This is a genomic window from Pseudomonas fluorescens (assembly GCF_001307275.1).
Taxonomy (GTDB): Bacteria; Pseudomonadota; Gammaproteobacteria; order Pseudomonadales; family Pseudomonadaceae; genus Aquipseudomonas; species Aquipseudomonas fluorescens_AA.
Genome location: NZ_CP012831.1, coordinates 5,013,703 through 5,029,216, shown reverse-complemented (window position 1 = coordinate 5,029,216; position 15,514 = coordinate 5,013,703). Strand labels below are relative to the sequence as shown.

General features: G+C 58.0%; 14 protein-coding genes and 2 pseudogenes. 6 read left to right on the top strand and 10 right to left on the bottom strand.

What is annotated here, in order from left to right; all coding sequences use genetic code 11:
* Positions 1 to 26: 26 nt before the first annotated feature.
* The 3 genes from AO356_RS22525 to AO356_RS22515 form a co-directional block, all read right to left on the bottom strand.
* Entirely contained in the window at positions 27 to 953 is a 927-nt protein-coding gene (locus tag AO356_RS22525; RefSeq protein WP_060741624.1) for a FecR family protein, read from the bottom strand.
* Positions 950 to 1,456, bottom strand: a complete 507-nt coding sequence (locus AO356_RS22520; protein ID WP_060741623.1) for an RNA polymerase sigma factor — start codon at positions 1,454 to 1,456, stop codon at positions 950 to 952. The genes AO356_RS22525 and AO356_RS22520 overlap by 4 nt, the downstream gene beginning before the upstream one ends.
* A gap of 181 nt (positions 1,457 to 1,637) precedes the next feature.
* Positions 1,638 to 3,077: an HD domain-containing phosphohydrolase gene (locus tag AO356_RS22515; RefSeq protein ID WP_060741622.1), complete on the bottom strand. Its 1,440-nt coding sequence runs from the start codon at positions 3,075 to 3,077 to the stop codon at positions 1,638 to 1,640.
* 86 nt (positions 3,078 to 3,163) lie between these two features.
* Between AO356_RS22515 and AO356_RS22510 the strand changes: the two genes are divergently transcribed.
* Both AO356_RS22510 and AO356_RS22505 read left to right on the top strand, forming a co-directional pair.
* A complete protein-coding gene (locus AO356_RS22510) occupies positions 3,164 to 3,937 on the top strand; it encodes an alpha/beta hydrolase (RefSeq protein WP_060741621.1) in 774 nt (257 codons plus the stop codon).
* Positions 3,938 to 4,000: 63 nt separating this feature from the next.
* A complete protein-coding gene (locus tag AO356_RS22505; protein ID WP_060741620.1) occupies positions 4,001 to 5,566 on the top strand; it encodes a GMC family oxidoreductase in 1,566 nt (521 codons plus the stop codon).
* 189 nt (positions 5,567 to 5,755) lie between these two features.
* On the opposite strand, the gene AO356_RS22500 is transcribed toward AO356_RS22505, so the two are convergent.
* Genes AO356_RS22500 through AO356_RS22490 form a run of 3 tightly spaced genes read right to left on the bottom strand, consistent with a single transcriptional unit; the run spans position 5,756 to position 9,828 of the window.
* A complete protein-coding gene (locus AO356_RS22500) occupies positions 5,756 to 7,099 on the bottom strand; it encodes an MFS transporter (RefSeq protein WP_060741619.1) in 1,344 nt (447 codons plus the stop codon).
* Between the two features lie 56 nt (positions 7,100 to 7,155).
* The gene (locus AO356_RS22495; protein WP_060741618.1) at positions 7,156 to 8,547 is read right to left on the bottom strand and encodes a four-carbon acid sugar kinase family protein; all 1,392 of its coding nucleotides are present in this window, start codon (positions 8,545 to 8,547) and stop codon (positions 7,156 to 7,158) included.
* A gap of 3 nt (positions 8,548 to 8,550) precedes the next feature.
* Positions 8,551 to 9,828 (bottom strand): ribulose-bisphosphate carboxylase large subunit family protein, encoded by a 1,278-nt coding sequence (locus AO356_RS22490; RefSeq protein ID WP_060741617.1) that lies wholly within the window; start codon positions 9,826 to 9,828, stop codon positions 8,551 to 8,553.
* Between the two features lie 192 nt (positions 9,829 to 10,020).
* On the opposite strand from AO356_RS22490, the gene AO356_RS22485 reads away from it, so the two are divergent.
* Positions 10,021 to 10,899, top strand: coding sequence for a LysR substrate-binding domain-containing protein (locus tag AO356_RS22485; protein ID WP_060741616.1), 879 nt, complete (start codon positions 10,021 to 10,023; stop codon positions 10,897 to 10,899).
* 59 nt (positions 10,900 to 10,958) lie between these two features.
* Here the strand turns inward: AO356_RS22485 and AO356_RS22480 are convergent, their stop codons facing one another.
* Positions 10,959 to 11,726, bottom strand: coding sequence for an SDR family NAD(P)-dependent oxidoreductase (locus AO356_RS22480; protein WP_060741615.1), 768 nt, complete (start codon positions 11,724 to 11,726; stop codon positions 10,959 to 10,961).
* Between the two features lie 315 nt (positions 11,727 to 12,041).
* Between AO356_RS22480 and AO356_RS32170 the strand changes: the two are divergent.
* Positions 12,042 to 12,185 (top strand): annotated as a pseudogene (locus tag AO356_RS32170) (MFS transporter); the annotation flags it as partial.
* Between the two features lies 1 nt (position 12,186).
* Positions 12,187 to 12,387 (top strand): annotated as a pseudogene (locus AO356_RS31150) (NAD(P)H-dependent oxidoreductase); the annotation flags it as partial.
* Positions 12,388 to 12,584: 197 nt separating this feature from the next.
* Here the strand turns inward: AO356_RS31150 and AO356_RS22470 are convergent.
* Positions 12,585 to 12,929: a cupin domain-containing protein gene (locus tag AO356_RS22470; RefSeq protein ID WP_060741613.1), complete on the bottom strand. Its 345-nt coding sequence runs from the start codon at positions 12,927 to 12,929 to the stop codon at positions 12,585 to 12,587.
* Between the two features lie 47 nt (positions 12,930 to 12,976).
* Entirely contained in the window at positions 12,977 to 13,909 is a 933-nt protein-coding gene (locus tag AO356_RS22465; RefSeq protein ID WP_060741612.1) for a LysR substrate-binding domain-containing protein, read from the bottom strand.
* A 106-nt stretch (positions 13,910 to 14,015) separates the two neighbouring features.
* On the opposite strand from AO356_RS22465, the gene AO356_RS22460 reads away from it, so the two are divergent.
* Entirely contained in the window at positions 14,016 to 14,390 is a 375-nt protein-coding gene (locus AO356_RS22460) for a tautomerase family protein (RefSeq protein ID WP_060741611.1), read from the top strand.
* Between the two features lie 205 nt (positions 14,391 to 14,595).
* On the opposite strand, the gene AO356_RS22455 is transcribed toward AO356_RS22460, so the two are convergent.
* Entirely contained in the window at positions 14,596 to 15,270 is a 675-nt protein-coding gene (locus AO356_RS22455) for a hypothetical protein (protein ID WP_060741610.1), read from the bottom strand.
* Positions 15,271 to 15,514 lie beyond the last annotated feature (244 nt).

Genomic DNA, 15,514 nt, shown 5'->3' with positions numbered 1-15,514 from the left:
TTTTTTTGGAGGGACAGGCGCGGGCCTCAGCGGCGGGACGTGACCAGGATCAACCCCGGCAGGCGCACCAGACGCACAGGCAAGGTGGTTTCCACAGCGCTCAACACCGCCTGTGGATCATCAAGGGCGAACACGCCGGTCACCTGTAGCCGGCGAGCGTCTTCGTCGACAAACAGCACCCGCGCAGACTGGCTGCGCTCAAGCTCGGCGAACACTTGCTCCAGCGGCTGGTCGCGGAACACCAGCTTGCCGCGCTGCCAGCCCAAGCGCTGACGCGCATCCAGTGCTTGCGGCGCCTGCAGCGCCCCGCCACGCCACTGCACCTGCTGCCCGCCCACCACCGGCAGCGGCTCGCGCCCCTCGCTGGAAGCCAACACGCGGCCCTCGCTTACCGCAAGGTCGACACCGCCCTCCTCCAGACGCACATCGAAGCGCGTGCCGGTGACGCGAATGCGCGCCTCGCCGGCCCTGACAATGAACGGCCGGGTCGGGTCATGGGCGACCTGGAAATCCGCCTCACCGCGGTACAGCCTGACCTCACGGCGACCCTCGACAAACTGCCAGTCCAGCGCCGAATCGCCGTTGAGGGTCAACAGCGAACCATCGGCCAGACGCACCTCGCGCACCTCCCCCGGCTGGGTGCTGATATCGGCATACAGGCCAATCCAGGTGCCGCGCGGTAGCCACAGGGCGAGCAACAGCATCGCAGCGCAGGCCAGTGGAGCCGCCCACTGTCGACGACGACGCAGCACGCGCACCTGAGGCTGCTCGGCCGGACGTTCTATCTGGCCGAGCAACGACCACAGCCCTTCCACCTCACGCAACGCCTGCTCGTGCTCGGGCGCCGCCTGACGCCAGGCCTGCGCGGCAGCGCGATCGGCAGCGGTGGCGCGGCCAGAATGCAGCAGCACCTGCCATTGCCGGGCCTGATCGAGAAGCGAAGGATGATTCACGGCTGCGGGTCCATCTGTTGCTGGCAGTGTTCGAGGGCCTTCAGGATATAGCGTCCGGCCATGCTTTCCGAGACCCCCAGGCGCTCGCCGATCTCACGCTGGGTCAGCCCGTCCAGGCGATTCCACAACAACGCCTGGCGCAGGTGCGGTGGCAAATCCTGGACCACGCGCTGCAGTCGCTCCAGGCGCTGGGCGTCGCTTGCCGCTCGCTCCGGACCCGGCTGGGCACTGACCAATTCGATGGATATCTCCTCCTCGACGGGGCGGGATTTTTGCTGACGGCGGTAGTCGATGATCAGGTTGCGCGCGATGCGATAGAGGAACGCACGAAGATTGCCGATCTCTTGCTCGGACTCGCGCCGGCGAAAGCGCAACCAAGTCTCCTGGCGCAGGTCGGCCGCCAGTTCTGCGCACTTCACCTGCCGTGTGAGGAAGCGCAGCAGTTCACTCGAATGGCTCTCGAACTGGCCGTCGGTGGAATGAGGATCGGATGGCCTGGACACGCAAGCGACTCAAGCGAGGAGGAGTCGCGAGAATATATCAAATGATAATGACTTTCAATAACACCAAAAGCGAACACACGCAGGTCGCGGACCTCCCCCGTACGAGGTTGAACGTCAAAGGAGAAGGCCTGCCGGACCTCCTGTTGCCGAGCTTCGAATGTTCAACCTGCGCGCCTTGGTATCAGGAGATCAAGCCCAGCGTCAATGCCTTCAGGGTCGCGGCAGCTCGGGTCGAGCATTCCAGTTTGCGAAATATGCTTTCCATGTGTGTGCGAACGGTGCTCGGACTGATGTCCAGCAGCCGCGCCACCTGCTTGTTACTGGCGCCACGGCTGATTTCCAGGAGCACATGACACTCCCGTGCGGTGAGTAACGAACTCTTCGGCTGATGAGTCCGACGCTCGCCACGTGCAGCGGCGATAACCGCTTCGCACACAGCCTTGTCGAACAAGCCACGGGCGGCATCCTGCTCCAGCAGTCTGGCCGCCTCCGATTCGCCGTGGGCCGCCCTCCAGGGCCTGGCTTCCCTGAGTGCGACCCAGGCTACGGAAGTGGCTAGCAGCCGATGCTCGGCACACAGCGCATCCCCCATCACACCTCGAAAGTAGCCACTGCCGTTGAGCCGTTCGTAGGCATGGGCGGCAATCTCGGCAGGCACGGCCAGTTCACCGATAGGCCTCAGCGCCTGTTGCGTCCAGTAGGGAACCAGGTGCACCCGCTCCGCGGCGCTATAAGGCAGCGCCCCGGCGGTGTTCCAGAGTTGGTTGGAAACGGCTGCCCGACCCAGACCGTAGACAAGCGCCGCCTTTCCGAGCGCTGTCAGGGTGGGTTCACCTAGCCCCCACAAGCGTGCAGCCTCCATGGCGACATGCGCCACCCGCCGCGAATGCCCCGCCAGCCAGGGTAGCTTCAAGTCAATCACGTCCCCCACCAAGGTCAGCGAGACGGAGCGTTCGGCCTCCCCATGGACCGGGTTTTGAGAGCGACCATCCAGGTCTGCCAGCCACGCCCTGGCGTTATCCATGAGCAACGACGCGAGGGCAGCGGGATAGCGCCGATCCGACTGGTCGCGGATCCAGCGCAGCGCCGCGTCCAAGCCATGTGCTCGACTGAGAATGTCCAGATCACCGGCAAGCACCACCTGATAGGCGACCTCCGGAATGTGCTCATGGGTCAAGCCCAGCGGCCGGCCAGTCCCATCGTAGGTTTCGAATACGCGGCACAAGCCTGCCTCGACAGCGGCCCCCAGTTCGAGGGTTTTCGCGACTTCGCCGGAGACCTCGCAGTGCACGACGGCCAGCGGGGTCGCCTGATGCACCGCGTTCATGGCCTCTTTGCTCAGGGTCAGGTCGAGCATCGCACGGCGGCCGTCGACGTCATCACCGAGCAGATCCGCAAACCCTTCGGCGTTGGCGGTGCAGCCGGACCAGCGCAGCAAGGCGACCTGCTCCGCCACCTTCAGGTGCTCGCCATCGCCGTGTGAGGCCTGCGCCAGACTGCGCGCCAGTGCGGCAACGCGTCGCGAATGCCCGAGTGGCTGGCCCATGCTGAGGTCCCCGACCTGGCCGATCGCCTGCAGCGCTGCGCTCAATGAAATGTCCAGTTGCAACGCACTATCCATGAAAATGCCTTGGGGTCGGATAAATGACCGATGCCCACGAAGCAGGCCAGTCAGCAGAATTGAGCTCCCACACAGGAGTTCATCCCATGAAAACATTCAGATCAAAAGCCGTCACCGTCGCCTTCGCCCTTGCAAGCACATTGGCCGCCGGTATCAGCCAGGCCCAAGATACAACGCCTTCGGTGGTCATCGTACACGGCGCATTCGCCGACGGCTCCGATTGGGCCAAGGTCGTGCCGCTTCTGCAAGCCAAGGGGGTCGCCGTTTCGGTCGTGCAAAACCCGCTCACCTCGCTTGCCGACGATGTCGCTGCCACGCAAAGAACGCTGGACAATCAGCCGGGCCCGGTCGTGCTGGTCGGTCATTCCTGGGGCGGCACCGTGATTACCCAGGCCGGCAGCGACAAGAAAGTCCGTGCCCTGGTGTACGTCGCCGCCTTCGCTCCCGATGCCGGTCAAACCAGCGGCGAACAAGGCAAAGGCGCGCCCACGCCCCCGGGCATCAGTCAGATCAAAGCTGACGGCAACGGTTTCCTCTACTTGACCCCGGAAGGCATGGCCAAGGACTTCGCCCAGGATCTTCCAGCGGCGCAGACCGCCGTGATGACCGCGACGCAAGGCCCCATCAAGGCATCCGCGTTCGAGGACAAAACGACCGTCTCCGCCTGGAAGACCAAACCGTCCTGGTATCTGCTCGCCACCGAGGACCGGATGATCCATCCCGATGTCCAGCGTTCCGCCGCCAAGCGTATCGGCGCCACCCTGGCGCAGGTGCACACCAGCCACGTGCCCCAGCAGTCGCAGCCGGCCGAAGTGGCCAAGGTGATTCTAGAGGCCGTGAAAAGCGTCGGCGAGCAGTGATCGCTGCGGCACGACACCCCCGATAACCCTGAGCCCAACCGCTGCATCGATATGGACGGACACATGAATCATCGGCGTGATCGGAACTACGACTTCATCGTGTGTGGTGCGGGTACGGCGGGCTGCGTGGTTGCGGCCCGCCTTGCCCAACAGGACAACGCACGCGTGTTGTTGATTGAAGCCGGCAACGAATACGCCGGCCCCGAAGTTGCAGAGCCTGCGCAGTGGCCGCTGAACCTCGGTTCAGAGCGCGACTGGGCATTCGCAGGACAACCCAATCCGCACCTCAACGGGCGTCGTCTTTCCTTGAACATGGGCAAGGGACTTGGAGGTGGCTCCAGCATCAACGTGATGGTCTGGGCACGCGGGCATCGATCGGACTGGGATCACTTCGCCGCCGAGTCCGGCGACTGCGCCTGGGGATACGATTCGGTGCTGGATTACTACCGCAGGATCGAAAACTGGCACGGCAGCCCGGATGCCGCACGGCGTGGTTCAGGTGGCCCCGTGCATGTCGAGCAGCCGGACTCGCCTCAACCCCTCGCCTGGGCAACCCTGGAAGCGGCCAGTCGTTTGGGTATCCCCCGATATGACAGTCCCAACGGAGCGATGATGGAAGGCCCCGGCGGGGCCGCGATCACCGATCTACGCATCAACCAGGGCAGGCGCGAATCCGTTTACGATTCCTATGTCCGACCACGGCTGCACCAACCGAACCTGACCGTCCTCACCGGCGCGCTGGTAGCCCGTGTCCTGCTTAGGGACACAAGGGCGGTCGGTGTCGAAGTGATCATCGAAGGGCAACGGTACCGCTTCTATGCCGAAGCCGAAGTCGTCTTGTCCATGGGCGCGGTGAACACGCCCAAGGTGCTCATGCAGTCAGGCATCGGCCCGGAAAGTGAACTGCGCCCCCATGGCATCGTCCCGATCAGTCACCTTCCCGGTGTGGGTCAGAATCTTCAGGATCATGTTGCCTTTGGCTGTACCTGGGAGTACCTGCAACCCCAGGCGGTGGGTGGCGGCGGTTGTGAAACCACGTTGTACTGGAAAAGCGACAGTCGCCTGGACGCGCCAGACCTGCTGCACTGCCAGCTTGAATTTGCGGTGCCCTCTCCTGCTGAAGTGGGTATCCAGCCACCGCAACAGGGTTGGACGATGTTCGCAGGGCTGGCCAGGCCTGTCAGTCGAGGGCGCCTGCGCCTATCGGGCGCCGGGCCGTCGGATGCTCCGCTCATCGAGCCGAACTCGCTGAGCGCGCCCGAGGACATGGCGGCGGCGTTTGCATCGATCGACCTCTGCAGGGCACTCGGGAACAGCGAAACCTTCAACGACCTGGTAAAGCGCGAGGTGGTGCCCGGGCCGAAAGCGCACCACGCCATGGAGCAGTTCATCCGCAACTCTGCCGTGTCCTATTGGCACCCGTCCTGCACCGCTAAAATGGGCCGAGATGAAATGTCTGTGGTCGACCATCAGTTGCGCGTGTATGGCATCGAGAAATTGCGGATCGCGGATGCCTCGGTCATGCCGCGAATCACCGTCGGCAATACCATGGCGCCTTGCGTGGTCATTGGCGAGCGGGCAGCCGATCTCGTCCTCGCGGCCCAGGGTGTGATCACTCTGGCCAGTTAAAACCACGAACCTCTCAATACACTGGATTCCTATGCCACCGGTGCTGTTCGAATCATCATATATTCGCCAGGAGGGTATGGGTCAGACCACGATTCATGAACGTGGTCTGACCCGCTTATGCCTGGAGGGCGTTACGCTTGCCGAGTCGAGCAAGCGTGCGGCATGTGGGCAAGCCGCACGCGGGGGGCATTACTCGTCAGTGATGTCGATCATTCTGGTTTCGGCAGACAGGTAGACGCACAAGGCAGAGATTGCTGCGAGCACTACCGTGTAGACCGAGATGGCGTAGGGCGAGCCATAATGGCTGAGCAGGTAGGCGCCGACGATGGGCGCCGTGCCGCCACCGATGATGCCACCGACATTGGTGGCCATGGCGAACCCGGTGAATCGTGCGCTGGGTCCAAATGCCTCGCCGGTGAATGAAGGCACAGCACCGTATACCAAGCCGTAGCCGGCCATGAACAGGCATGAGCCCAAGACCATGGGTAGGAACTGGCCTGTGGAAAATAGGTGCCAGAAGGGAAACGCGGCCAGTGCAGTCACCACGAAGCCGATCAACATCATGGTGCGTCGACCCAGTCGATCGGCCATTGCGCCGGCGAAGGGAACAATTACCAGGTGCGTGCAGATAGCTACCATCGCTACCGAGAGCACAAAGGCATTGGAAAGGCCCAGTTCCTTCTGGCCATAACTCAATGCGAACACGGTAAAAAGATAAAATGTCGAAAAATGACAGATGTTGGCACCTGCGACCAAAAGTAACTGTTTAGGATACTTGGTGAACAGGCGCATGGCAGGAGACAGGTTCGGCCCCTTGGCTGCCGCGCGCTTTTCGGCGGTCTTTTCGAACACCGGAGATTCGGCAACTTTGGACCGGACGAAGACGCCGACGACCAACAGAGCGAGACTGGCGATGAATGGAATGCGCCATCCCCACTTATAGAAATCCTCCACCGACAATAAACTGCTGACAATCAACAGCAACCCCGCCGAGGCGATGAATCCGAACACCGGACCAATGTTGTTGATGGCTGCATAAAAGCCACGTTTTCGCCGGGGTGCATGCTCAAGTAGCATGAGCACTGCACCGCTGTATTCTCCGGCAAAAGCGAAGCCCTGGATGAAGCGCAGCACACACAGCATGATGGGTGCCCAGATTCCTACGCTCGCGTAGGTAGGCAGCAAGCCAATACCGACGGTGCTCAAGCCCATGATGATCAGCGTGAGGTAGAGCAATTTCTTGCGGCCTATCCGGTCGCCGAAATGTCCAAGCACCAGCGAGCCCAGTGGCCGTGCGACAAATGATATGGCGAAGGACGCTAGCGAGGCGAGTCTTGAGACGGCTTCATCGGTGCCTGGAAAGAACAGAGGAGCGAAGATCAGCGCCGCCGCGGTACCGTACAAATAGAGGTCATAGGTTTCTAACGCTGTGCCGAAGAGACTCCCGGCAACAACATTTTTCATGGATTTTTTCTTCTCATCATCAATAAACTCATGATGAGTCTCGTTGTTACTTAAAAGTGAGGTTTGCATAGTTTCACCTGTTGTTATTGTAAATATGCAAGCGTGTTCCTGTCCTGGAACGGAAGTTAGCTCCTACCTGTGAGCGCTTTTACGAAGTAGTCCTGGTCACCCATCTGCCCACCTTTCAAGGCGATTTCCAGGTTGTCCAAGTACGGTTTTTTCGAGCGCACCTGGCAGAGGGGCGCACCGGGAGAGAGATCGGATTTGATGACCAATGCTTCAGGGGCGAGAATCTTGGTGATCTGACTTGACGTATCACCACCGGATATAACCAATCTTTCGAGCGGATACGCCTTAAGAATGTCCAGAACGATGTAGCCCATTTCGACAGCCAATTGCTTACCGCCGCGGATTTTTGCCTCGTCACGAAGCAGGCCTTTGGCGGTCATCGCTTCGATCATTTGTTCGATTCTCGGGTCATCCGGACCTTTTGCCGTGTGGATCAGTACGGAGCGTCCGCTTTTGAGGTGCGCCACTGCCGTCGCCACTACATCCTGAACCCTCCTTCCTTTATGTGATTCTGCGAGAATCGCTGCCGCATCCACCGCCAGCTCGACAAATCCACTCGCGATAGCGGTATCGATTTGAGCGCGACTTAACGGGGATGCACTTCCAGAAATGACCAACACTTGTCTGGTGGGCTGCAGCGCAGTGACCTGAGTTTGGTAGGCATTTATCAGCCCCGCCGAATGCCAGTGCTGCGTCAATCCATATTCGACACCTGAAGAGCCAACCACGAACAACGGCGCCGAGCTGCTAGAGATCTCCGTGAGTGCTTTCCCTGCAAGGGTCATATGTGCATTGGTGGTGCCGTCGATCAGAACCGAGTCATGGCTCAGAGAAGCTTGGCTGACCAGGAAACTCAGGTCGGCAGTTTGGTCAAGCTGAAGAATGTCAATTTTGGCAATCGATAAATTCTTTTGCTGGCCGATATGGACACTCAGATCCGCTTCTCCCATAGGCGTGATGGGGTGGGCCCGCATGACGGGATGGCGGTCGATCCGGTGTACACAGTGGTCGGTCTTGGACAGCGCAAACAAATTGCCAAACACGCAGTAACGACCCAGGGCCGGGTTACCCGCGACGATTGGCACGCCTTTTACCCCAAAGGCGCGTGATGCGAGCTCAATGACATGGCCAATGTTGCCCACGTCGGGAGCGCTGTCGAACGTGGAGCAAACTTTGTAATGCACAAGGTCGGGGGACAGGCGCTTGATTGCTTCAAATAGGTCTGGAAGCACTTCATCCATTTCAGCATTGGATAACGCGCGACTATCGCCAGCGATGCCAATAGCGTCGAAACCACCCAGCTCCTCTAACAACTCGGGCGACGGTGGCGCCAAAAACAGTGCGCATCTCAGGCCGGCTGCGGTAAGGACTTCCAGAGCATCGGTCGAGCCGGTGAAGTCGTCACCGTAAAACACCAGACGAAGCCTAGGCGTATTGGCTGACTGCATGATTCATACGCCTCCAAACTTTGCCAAGGCGGCGGTTAGTGCTGGCCGGCCCTCTGCATACTGTTGCAAGGGTATGCCTTGAGTCGCCGCTTCCCATCCTTCGCGCATACTCTGAATGCCGGCACCGATACCTAGGGGATGGCCGATAATTCCACCGCCCGCCAGATGCATGAGGTCCACCGACTGCAGCTTTTCGAAAAGCGTTGGCGCTTGGGCAGCCCATTGGCCGGAAGAGAAAACCGGCAGGATTGGTTGGACGCCCGAAAACGGGGTCAGGCAGCTCAGTGCCGAGGCAATGACTGAGTCATCCGGTTCCCAGAATTTGCTTTGAATGCCATTGACGTGCAGATGATCGATGCCAGCCAGGCGCCAGATTTTCTGATAGACCTCAAACGAAAAGCCCAACTGTGGATTGCGGGTAAAGGCACCCCAGCCGTTGCGATGGCCATGAATGGGTAGTTGGGAATGCTTACGGATGTGCTCGACCCCCGAATGCCCAACCCAGTTCAGGCAGAGCATGACGCAGGTCCCCCCCGACTCCAGCACGGCGTCGTGGCGGCGAAGCATTTCATCAATGCTCCCAGAAATATTAATCGCGTACATCGGCATCCTGCCGAGGCGATCTGCATGCTTGTGAAGTACAGGCATGACAGCATTCAGCCTCGCATCGAAGGATGCATAGGTCGGGTCGATCAGGAGTTCATCATCTTTGAGGAACTCAATACCACCAGCGCACAGCTCATCGGCCACGGTAGCGGTCTGCTCAGGTGTCAGGCCGATGCTGGGTTTAATGATGGTGCCAATGATTGGGCGGTCATGAACGCCGCACAGTTTACGAGTCCCTTCAATACCGAACTGTGGGCCCAAGAAGCCAGCGGCAAATTTAGCCGGAAGATCGACATCGAGCACTCTTAAACCGCTGACTTCACCGATCTCGAATAGATTGCCGGCAATGGTGGTCAACAGTGCAGGAAGATTCGGACCAATATTGGCTGTTGGAAAAGCGATTTCAACTTCGCCGCGATAGTAAGTCGCCGAAGGATTGTGCCTGGCCAGGTATTCGCTATGTAACGAAGCACGGGTGACCGCTGGAAGAGACTTGACGGACACTACACGTGCCCGTGAACGCTCTTTCAACTCAGCAGATTCGCCGGGCAAGGTAATAAATGTACCGCTGGATTGCTCGCCAGCGATGACCTCACCGACCCGTTCAATCGGGTAACTGCTCTCTACGAAGAAACGGGCCGTAAACTCTTCGCGCCCGGCTGTTTGATCAACCATAGATAATCACCTTGGCTTTACTTTTTTTATATTCAATGGCCACTTTTGCAGGGGCGGCCCTCACTTCGAATATACATTGACCCTGCGAGCGGGCTAACGATATGATTTCCCGCTAAGTTGAGAAAAACTCACATTAGGCTTCTGGTTTGACCAGCGTCCTGGTCGCCATGGCCTGCTCATGAGGTGCAGCACATGTCATCCCCTCCGCGACCGTCTCTCAATGCACTCAGAGCTTTCGAAATGGTTGCGAGGAAAGGCACCTTCGGCGAAGCCGCTGATGCCCTTTCCGTGACTCACGGTGCTATCAGCCGACACATTCGGACGCTTGAGGATGTGCTGGGGGTCGTCTTGCTCACGCGTAATGCGCATGGCACTAAACTGACTCCCGAAGGCGCACGCCTTGCCGCCGGCCTGGGCCGCGCATTCAACTTGATCCAGCAAAGTATTGACGAAGTGCGCCCTCAACCGCTGGAGCTGTCATGTTCGGCGTCCATCATGATGCATTGGTTGCTACCAAGGCTTGCCGGGTTGCACAGCAACTTTCCGACGATGGAACTGGGCTTGAGAACCGGACACGGTCCAATCGACTTTGCTCAAGATGGCGTCAGCGTGGCGATACGCTTGGAGAGCATTGCCCCACCTCCCGGCATCGCGCCGATCCCGTTGGCCAATGAATGGATTGGGGCTATATGCTCGCCTGATTACCTCGCGGCTTCAGGTGTGCAGCAAATTAGCGACCTGAGTGGAAAAAAGCTGCTGGCTACCAAGACTCGCCCGCATGCTTGGAAAGAATGGTATTCAGCTTTGCAGATGACCATGCCCGATTCCCTTGAACTGGAATACTTCGAGCATTTCTATCTGCTTATTCAAGCGGCCAAGGTCGGCTTGGGATTTGCCTGTGTGCCGCGGATGCTGGTGCAAGCGGAACTGGAGAGCGGCGCGCTGGTAGCCCCGTTTGGCTGTGTTGAAGGCCCGGAAAAATTGGTGCTGTGGATCTCGCCCAACGCCAGAGCGCGGGCCGACACAGCGGACCTGGTGAAGTGGGTCGTAGAAGAAATGGCGGCCGAATGATCAGCCGCACAGGGAGTGCCTGGTCATTACGCGCCCCCTTCTGTTCGTGTCAGGGCTACTCAAATATCGCCGGCGCCCCACGCAAGGAAGCCACCATCCACGGGTAAGACAATTCCATTTACGTAAGCTGAAACGTCAGAGGCCAGATAACTGACTGCTCCGGCGATTTCACGCGTGGTGCCATAACGTTTCGCTGGGATGGCGTTGCTGTAAGCCTTACGGAACTCATCGCTGTGCAGTTCTTTGGTCATCGGCGTATCGACCGGTCCAGGGGCGATGGCATTTGCGGTGATTCCGTATTCGCTCAGTTCGACGGCCATCTGCCTTGTCAGCGCGATCACAGCACCTTTTGATGTGCCGTAGGCCGTCCGGCCTTTGCCCACTGCGCGCATCCCGGCAACGGAGGCAATGTTGATGATCCGGCCGAACTCGTGCTTACGCATGATGCGTGCCGCCAGCTGGCAGCACAAGAACGTGCCCGTGACATTGATCAGCATTGTCCGGTTGAAGACATCGGCATCAAATTCCAGGAAAGGCATGGTCTTGGCGATGCCTGCAGAATTGACCAGCACATCGCAGCGCCCAAACTTGGCCTCAATCCATTCGAACGCAGCGGACACAGAGGCAGGTGTACCGACATCGATCTGGAAGGCATCGGCGCAGAAACCTTGGTCACGCAGGTGTTGCGCGAAACGTTCGGCCTCGGTGGTATTGATGTCGCAAATGATTACATGGTGGCCATCACTCGCCAGCGCACTTGCCGCTTCCGCTCCGATACCCATAGCGCCGCCGGTAATTACGGCGACTTTCTTGTTTGCAAGCGTCATCGAGAATTCCTCTTTTATTATCGTTGCCAAGCCCAGTTGGTCAGTGGAAATCCTAAGAAGGCGCTGTCAATCCAGCAATCGATAAAAATTCGCTCGGCTGTCACAAAAACTCACTGACCGCCGTGCCTGGTCTCAGTACCTCAGCCCAGATGCAACGCATCTGGATTAATTAGCCGCAGAGACTTACTCCCCTGGGCATTCATGCTCCGCACTTCAGGTTTTCCTGCATCAACGCATTCTCAATGCTGGTCAAGGCGACGCCCGGTTTGTTCCTGGACTTTTCCTCTGGTCCTGGTCGGCAGACCTACAAGGCACGCGGTTTTGAAATCGACAACTCTGGCCTCGGCGGTGAACATTGGTACCTTTAATCTCGGCAACGCGATGGGGGCGGGTCTGGGGCTGCTGATGGTGCTGGCTTCTACCTGGCGCTCCAGGGCGATTGCAACTGCGATGGTGTGACATCCCGTACAAACTCAAGTACTTCATCGACCTGGTATCGCAGAAAGACATCCTGTTCAGCGTTGACCCGCAGCGCGGTCTGGAAGGCATGTTGCACAATAAACTCGCCGTGGTGACGTACGCCCGCGGCCTGGATTTTTCGGCGCAGTCGATCACTCCGGCGGGGCACTTCGACTTCCAGAAACCCTACGTGGAAGCCTGGCAGACAGTTTGTCGTCGGCGCTTCGGGTGCCCCCGCTGCACATCGATTCATGACCAACCGAAATTTGGCTTAGGAAAAGCCAGCGGCGACGCTGGTCTGGCCGGTGACGGAGTCGCTTCAGTACCGGATGATTAGTGAGAAGAAGATCCGGCCTGTGGCGTTTGAAGGATTGGTTGCTCAGTTCAAGTGAAGTCAACTTACCCTTGCCTGACAATATCGACCGAGATTTCCACCGCCGCAATCGTGCCTCTGTTCTCGAGCCAGTGCGTGGTATTCCTGTCCTCGGGCCAGCCCACTCCCGGCCCGTAATCCGTGGCGACGCCATTTCGATGGTCAGTGATCGTTCCTTGCAGAATGTAGACCGTGCCTGGCCTGTCTACATGGTTGTGAATCGGCCCGAAGACGCCTCCAGGCTCGATGGTCACCCTGCGCATCCTGAGTTGGCGCCCTACCATACCCTCGATCTCAGGCCCCAGATCAATCGTCGACAGTAACGTCACCGTCACCCCTTTCGTCTCAGGCGCCACCTGTTCGTTGCTCATCGCGCGCTCCCAACTTTACTTACAGGGCCTAACTGGAAGTAAAGCCCCTAAAAGGCGTGATCCGTTGAACGGCGACAAAGGGTCGATTGCCGGCCTTGCGCAGCCGCTAAACCGAACGTGTGCTCTTGCAGGCTCGTTTTGATCAACGCGGCCAGTTGCTGGATGGCGGGCGTCGAGTCTTTTCCACTGCGGTGAAGCACATAACCAAGGCTGGGTACGGCCGGCAAACCGGAAACGACAGCGAGATGACTCGGCAGCCCAATGCGAGTTCGCAGCGTCAAGCCCAAGCCGGCGGCGACGGCCGCCCAGATACTCGCGACGCTGGGGCTGGTCAGGGCGATTCGCCAGGGAATTTGCGCGGCATCCAGTGCTTGTGTGGCAGCGCTACGCAATACGCAAGGCGCGTCGAACATGATCAATGGCAGCGGTGAGTCAGCAAGGCGGGTCAGTGACGGCATGTCACGGGCCCCGATCCAGTGCATCTGCGTTTCGCACAGCCGCGTGGCATAGGGCGACGTATGCCCTGTGTCCCATGTCAGGGCCAAGTCCAGACCAGCACTTTCGACCAACGCAAGCAGTTCGGCGTTACGCGCGATCCTGACCTCGAGAATCACCATCGGGTAAGTCTGGACGAAGCGTCGAAGGATCTCACTCAGTAAATGTTCCCCAAAGTCTTCTTGAAGCCCGAGGCGAATTGTCCCCGCGTTTTGGCTTTCATGCAGGGTCTGGAAAATGCCGTCGTTAAGCTCCAGTAACCGACGGGCATGACTGAGCAGTGATTCACCTACGGGCGTCAAGACTAACCCTCGACCGGATTTGGCCAGCACCGGAGTACCGATCTGCTCCTCAAGTTTCTTCAATTGAGCGCTCACGGCAGAAGTCGATCGACCGAGACGATCCGCCGCTTTGGCAAAGCTGTTGAACTCCACGCCGGTGACGAAAGTACGCAATACATCAAGATCGAAGGTCGGACGGCGCATCGAATAGTCCACTAATTTGGGATGATTCTCTCTATTAAATCTGATATTCGGAACCATCGCGACTTGATAGTTTTCCCTCTGTCGCTTTAGCCATGGGGTAACTGTTATGCCGTTTTCACGAATTTCACTGCACCGAGGGAAGTCGGCCGAGTATCTACAAGCATTGTCCCAAGGGCTGCACGATGCCTTGGTTGATAGCTTCGAGGTGCCGAAGACCGATCGCTTCCAGGTCATCCACCAACATGAAGTGGGCGAGTTGATATTTGATCCCGACTACCTGGGTGGACCGCGCAGCCATGACTTTGTGTTGATCACGATTACCGCTGGCCGCCCTCGAAGCGTCGAGACGAAACAGCGTTTCTACCGCGACTTGGTCGAGAAATTGGGGCGAGCGCCCGGTCTCCACGCGGAGGATGTCATGGTGGTGATCACCACTACGGCCAGCGATGAGTGGTCGTTTGGTGGTGGCCGGGGCAACTAGCCTTGTCAGGGTACGACGGCCATAATTCCCCAAGATACTTTTCACTGTTAAAACAATACTGATCCTGGAGAACCGCAGATACTCGCTGACCTATCAACGTACGAGCGCTGCCGATATCTTGGATAGCCTTGATCGGGCTCACGCCGTTACCCCGTCCAATTCACGAAGTATTCGGCTGGCCTTGCAAGGCCAGCCGAATACTTCTTTATTTCATCGGAGCACACAGAAAAGTATCAGCACTTGAGCCGTATTCCAAAATACCTGCACGACTAAGTTTGCTCCAACCAGCAAGTGGATAGCTCTCTATATTCAAGTCGCGCAACCTGATAATGATGCCGCCTTGATAGTTTCTTCTGTCAAGAATGGTAGGGAAAGCAAAGCTGGATATTTTAGAATGGAGCCACTCTATAGTTGCATTAGACATTGACTCATCGGAAAGCGCTTCTAGATAGTCCTTATTACAGATATCGTCGCGGCTACCGCCATGAAGCCAAACTCTTGTCCGATCAAACGCATCTGCGCGGAATGGATCAGATGGGCCGCTATCGGGCTTAAAGGGAACAAAGAAAAATTGCTCAGAAAGGGCTTCCTTGTAAGAACTTTCCACGACATCAGCCATCACTTCACACTTATCTTTAGTATATCCAAGCTCCATAAGCCTAGACATTGTGCGCGACTTGGAAAACAACGCGACCTTGGCTATGCCATGTTCACCTTTTGATAAAGCGTCAAAATGAGCAGCATGCGCAGCCAAGGTTTTAAAACCAAGCCCGTATGCTAATGATTCCTTGAGATGGTTCAAATTTACAGCATTCGCCTTTCGTGCATCCTGAACGGATGTATAAAAAGGGATGTCAGAAACGATGACAGAGTTAAACATATTCATCTCCACGCCGACTTAAAATGTGAGCAATTACAAAGTCAGCATTAATGAATATGCTGTTTTTTCTAAGACCGGATGCAAGCGCTCACGTACTTGATGGTTGGCTGCCGTGCATTGAAAATATTACCTGCCGGCGTAAAAATCAAGCAGCGCTTCGTTCAAACGACTCAGGGGGTCAGTCCTAGGAAACTCTCGACAAAGAAGAGCCCTCGGCCCCACTGGGCATTGAAGCCCTACCCTC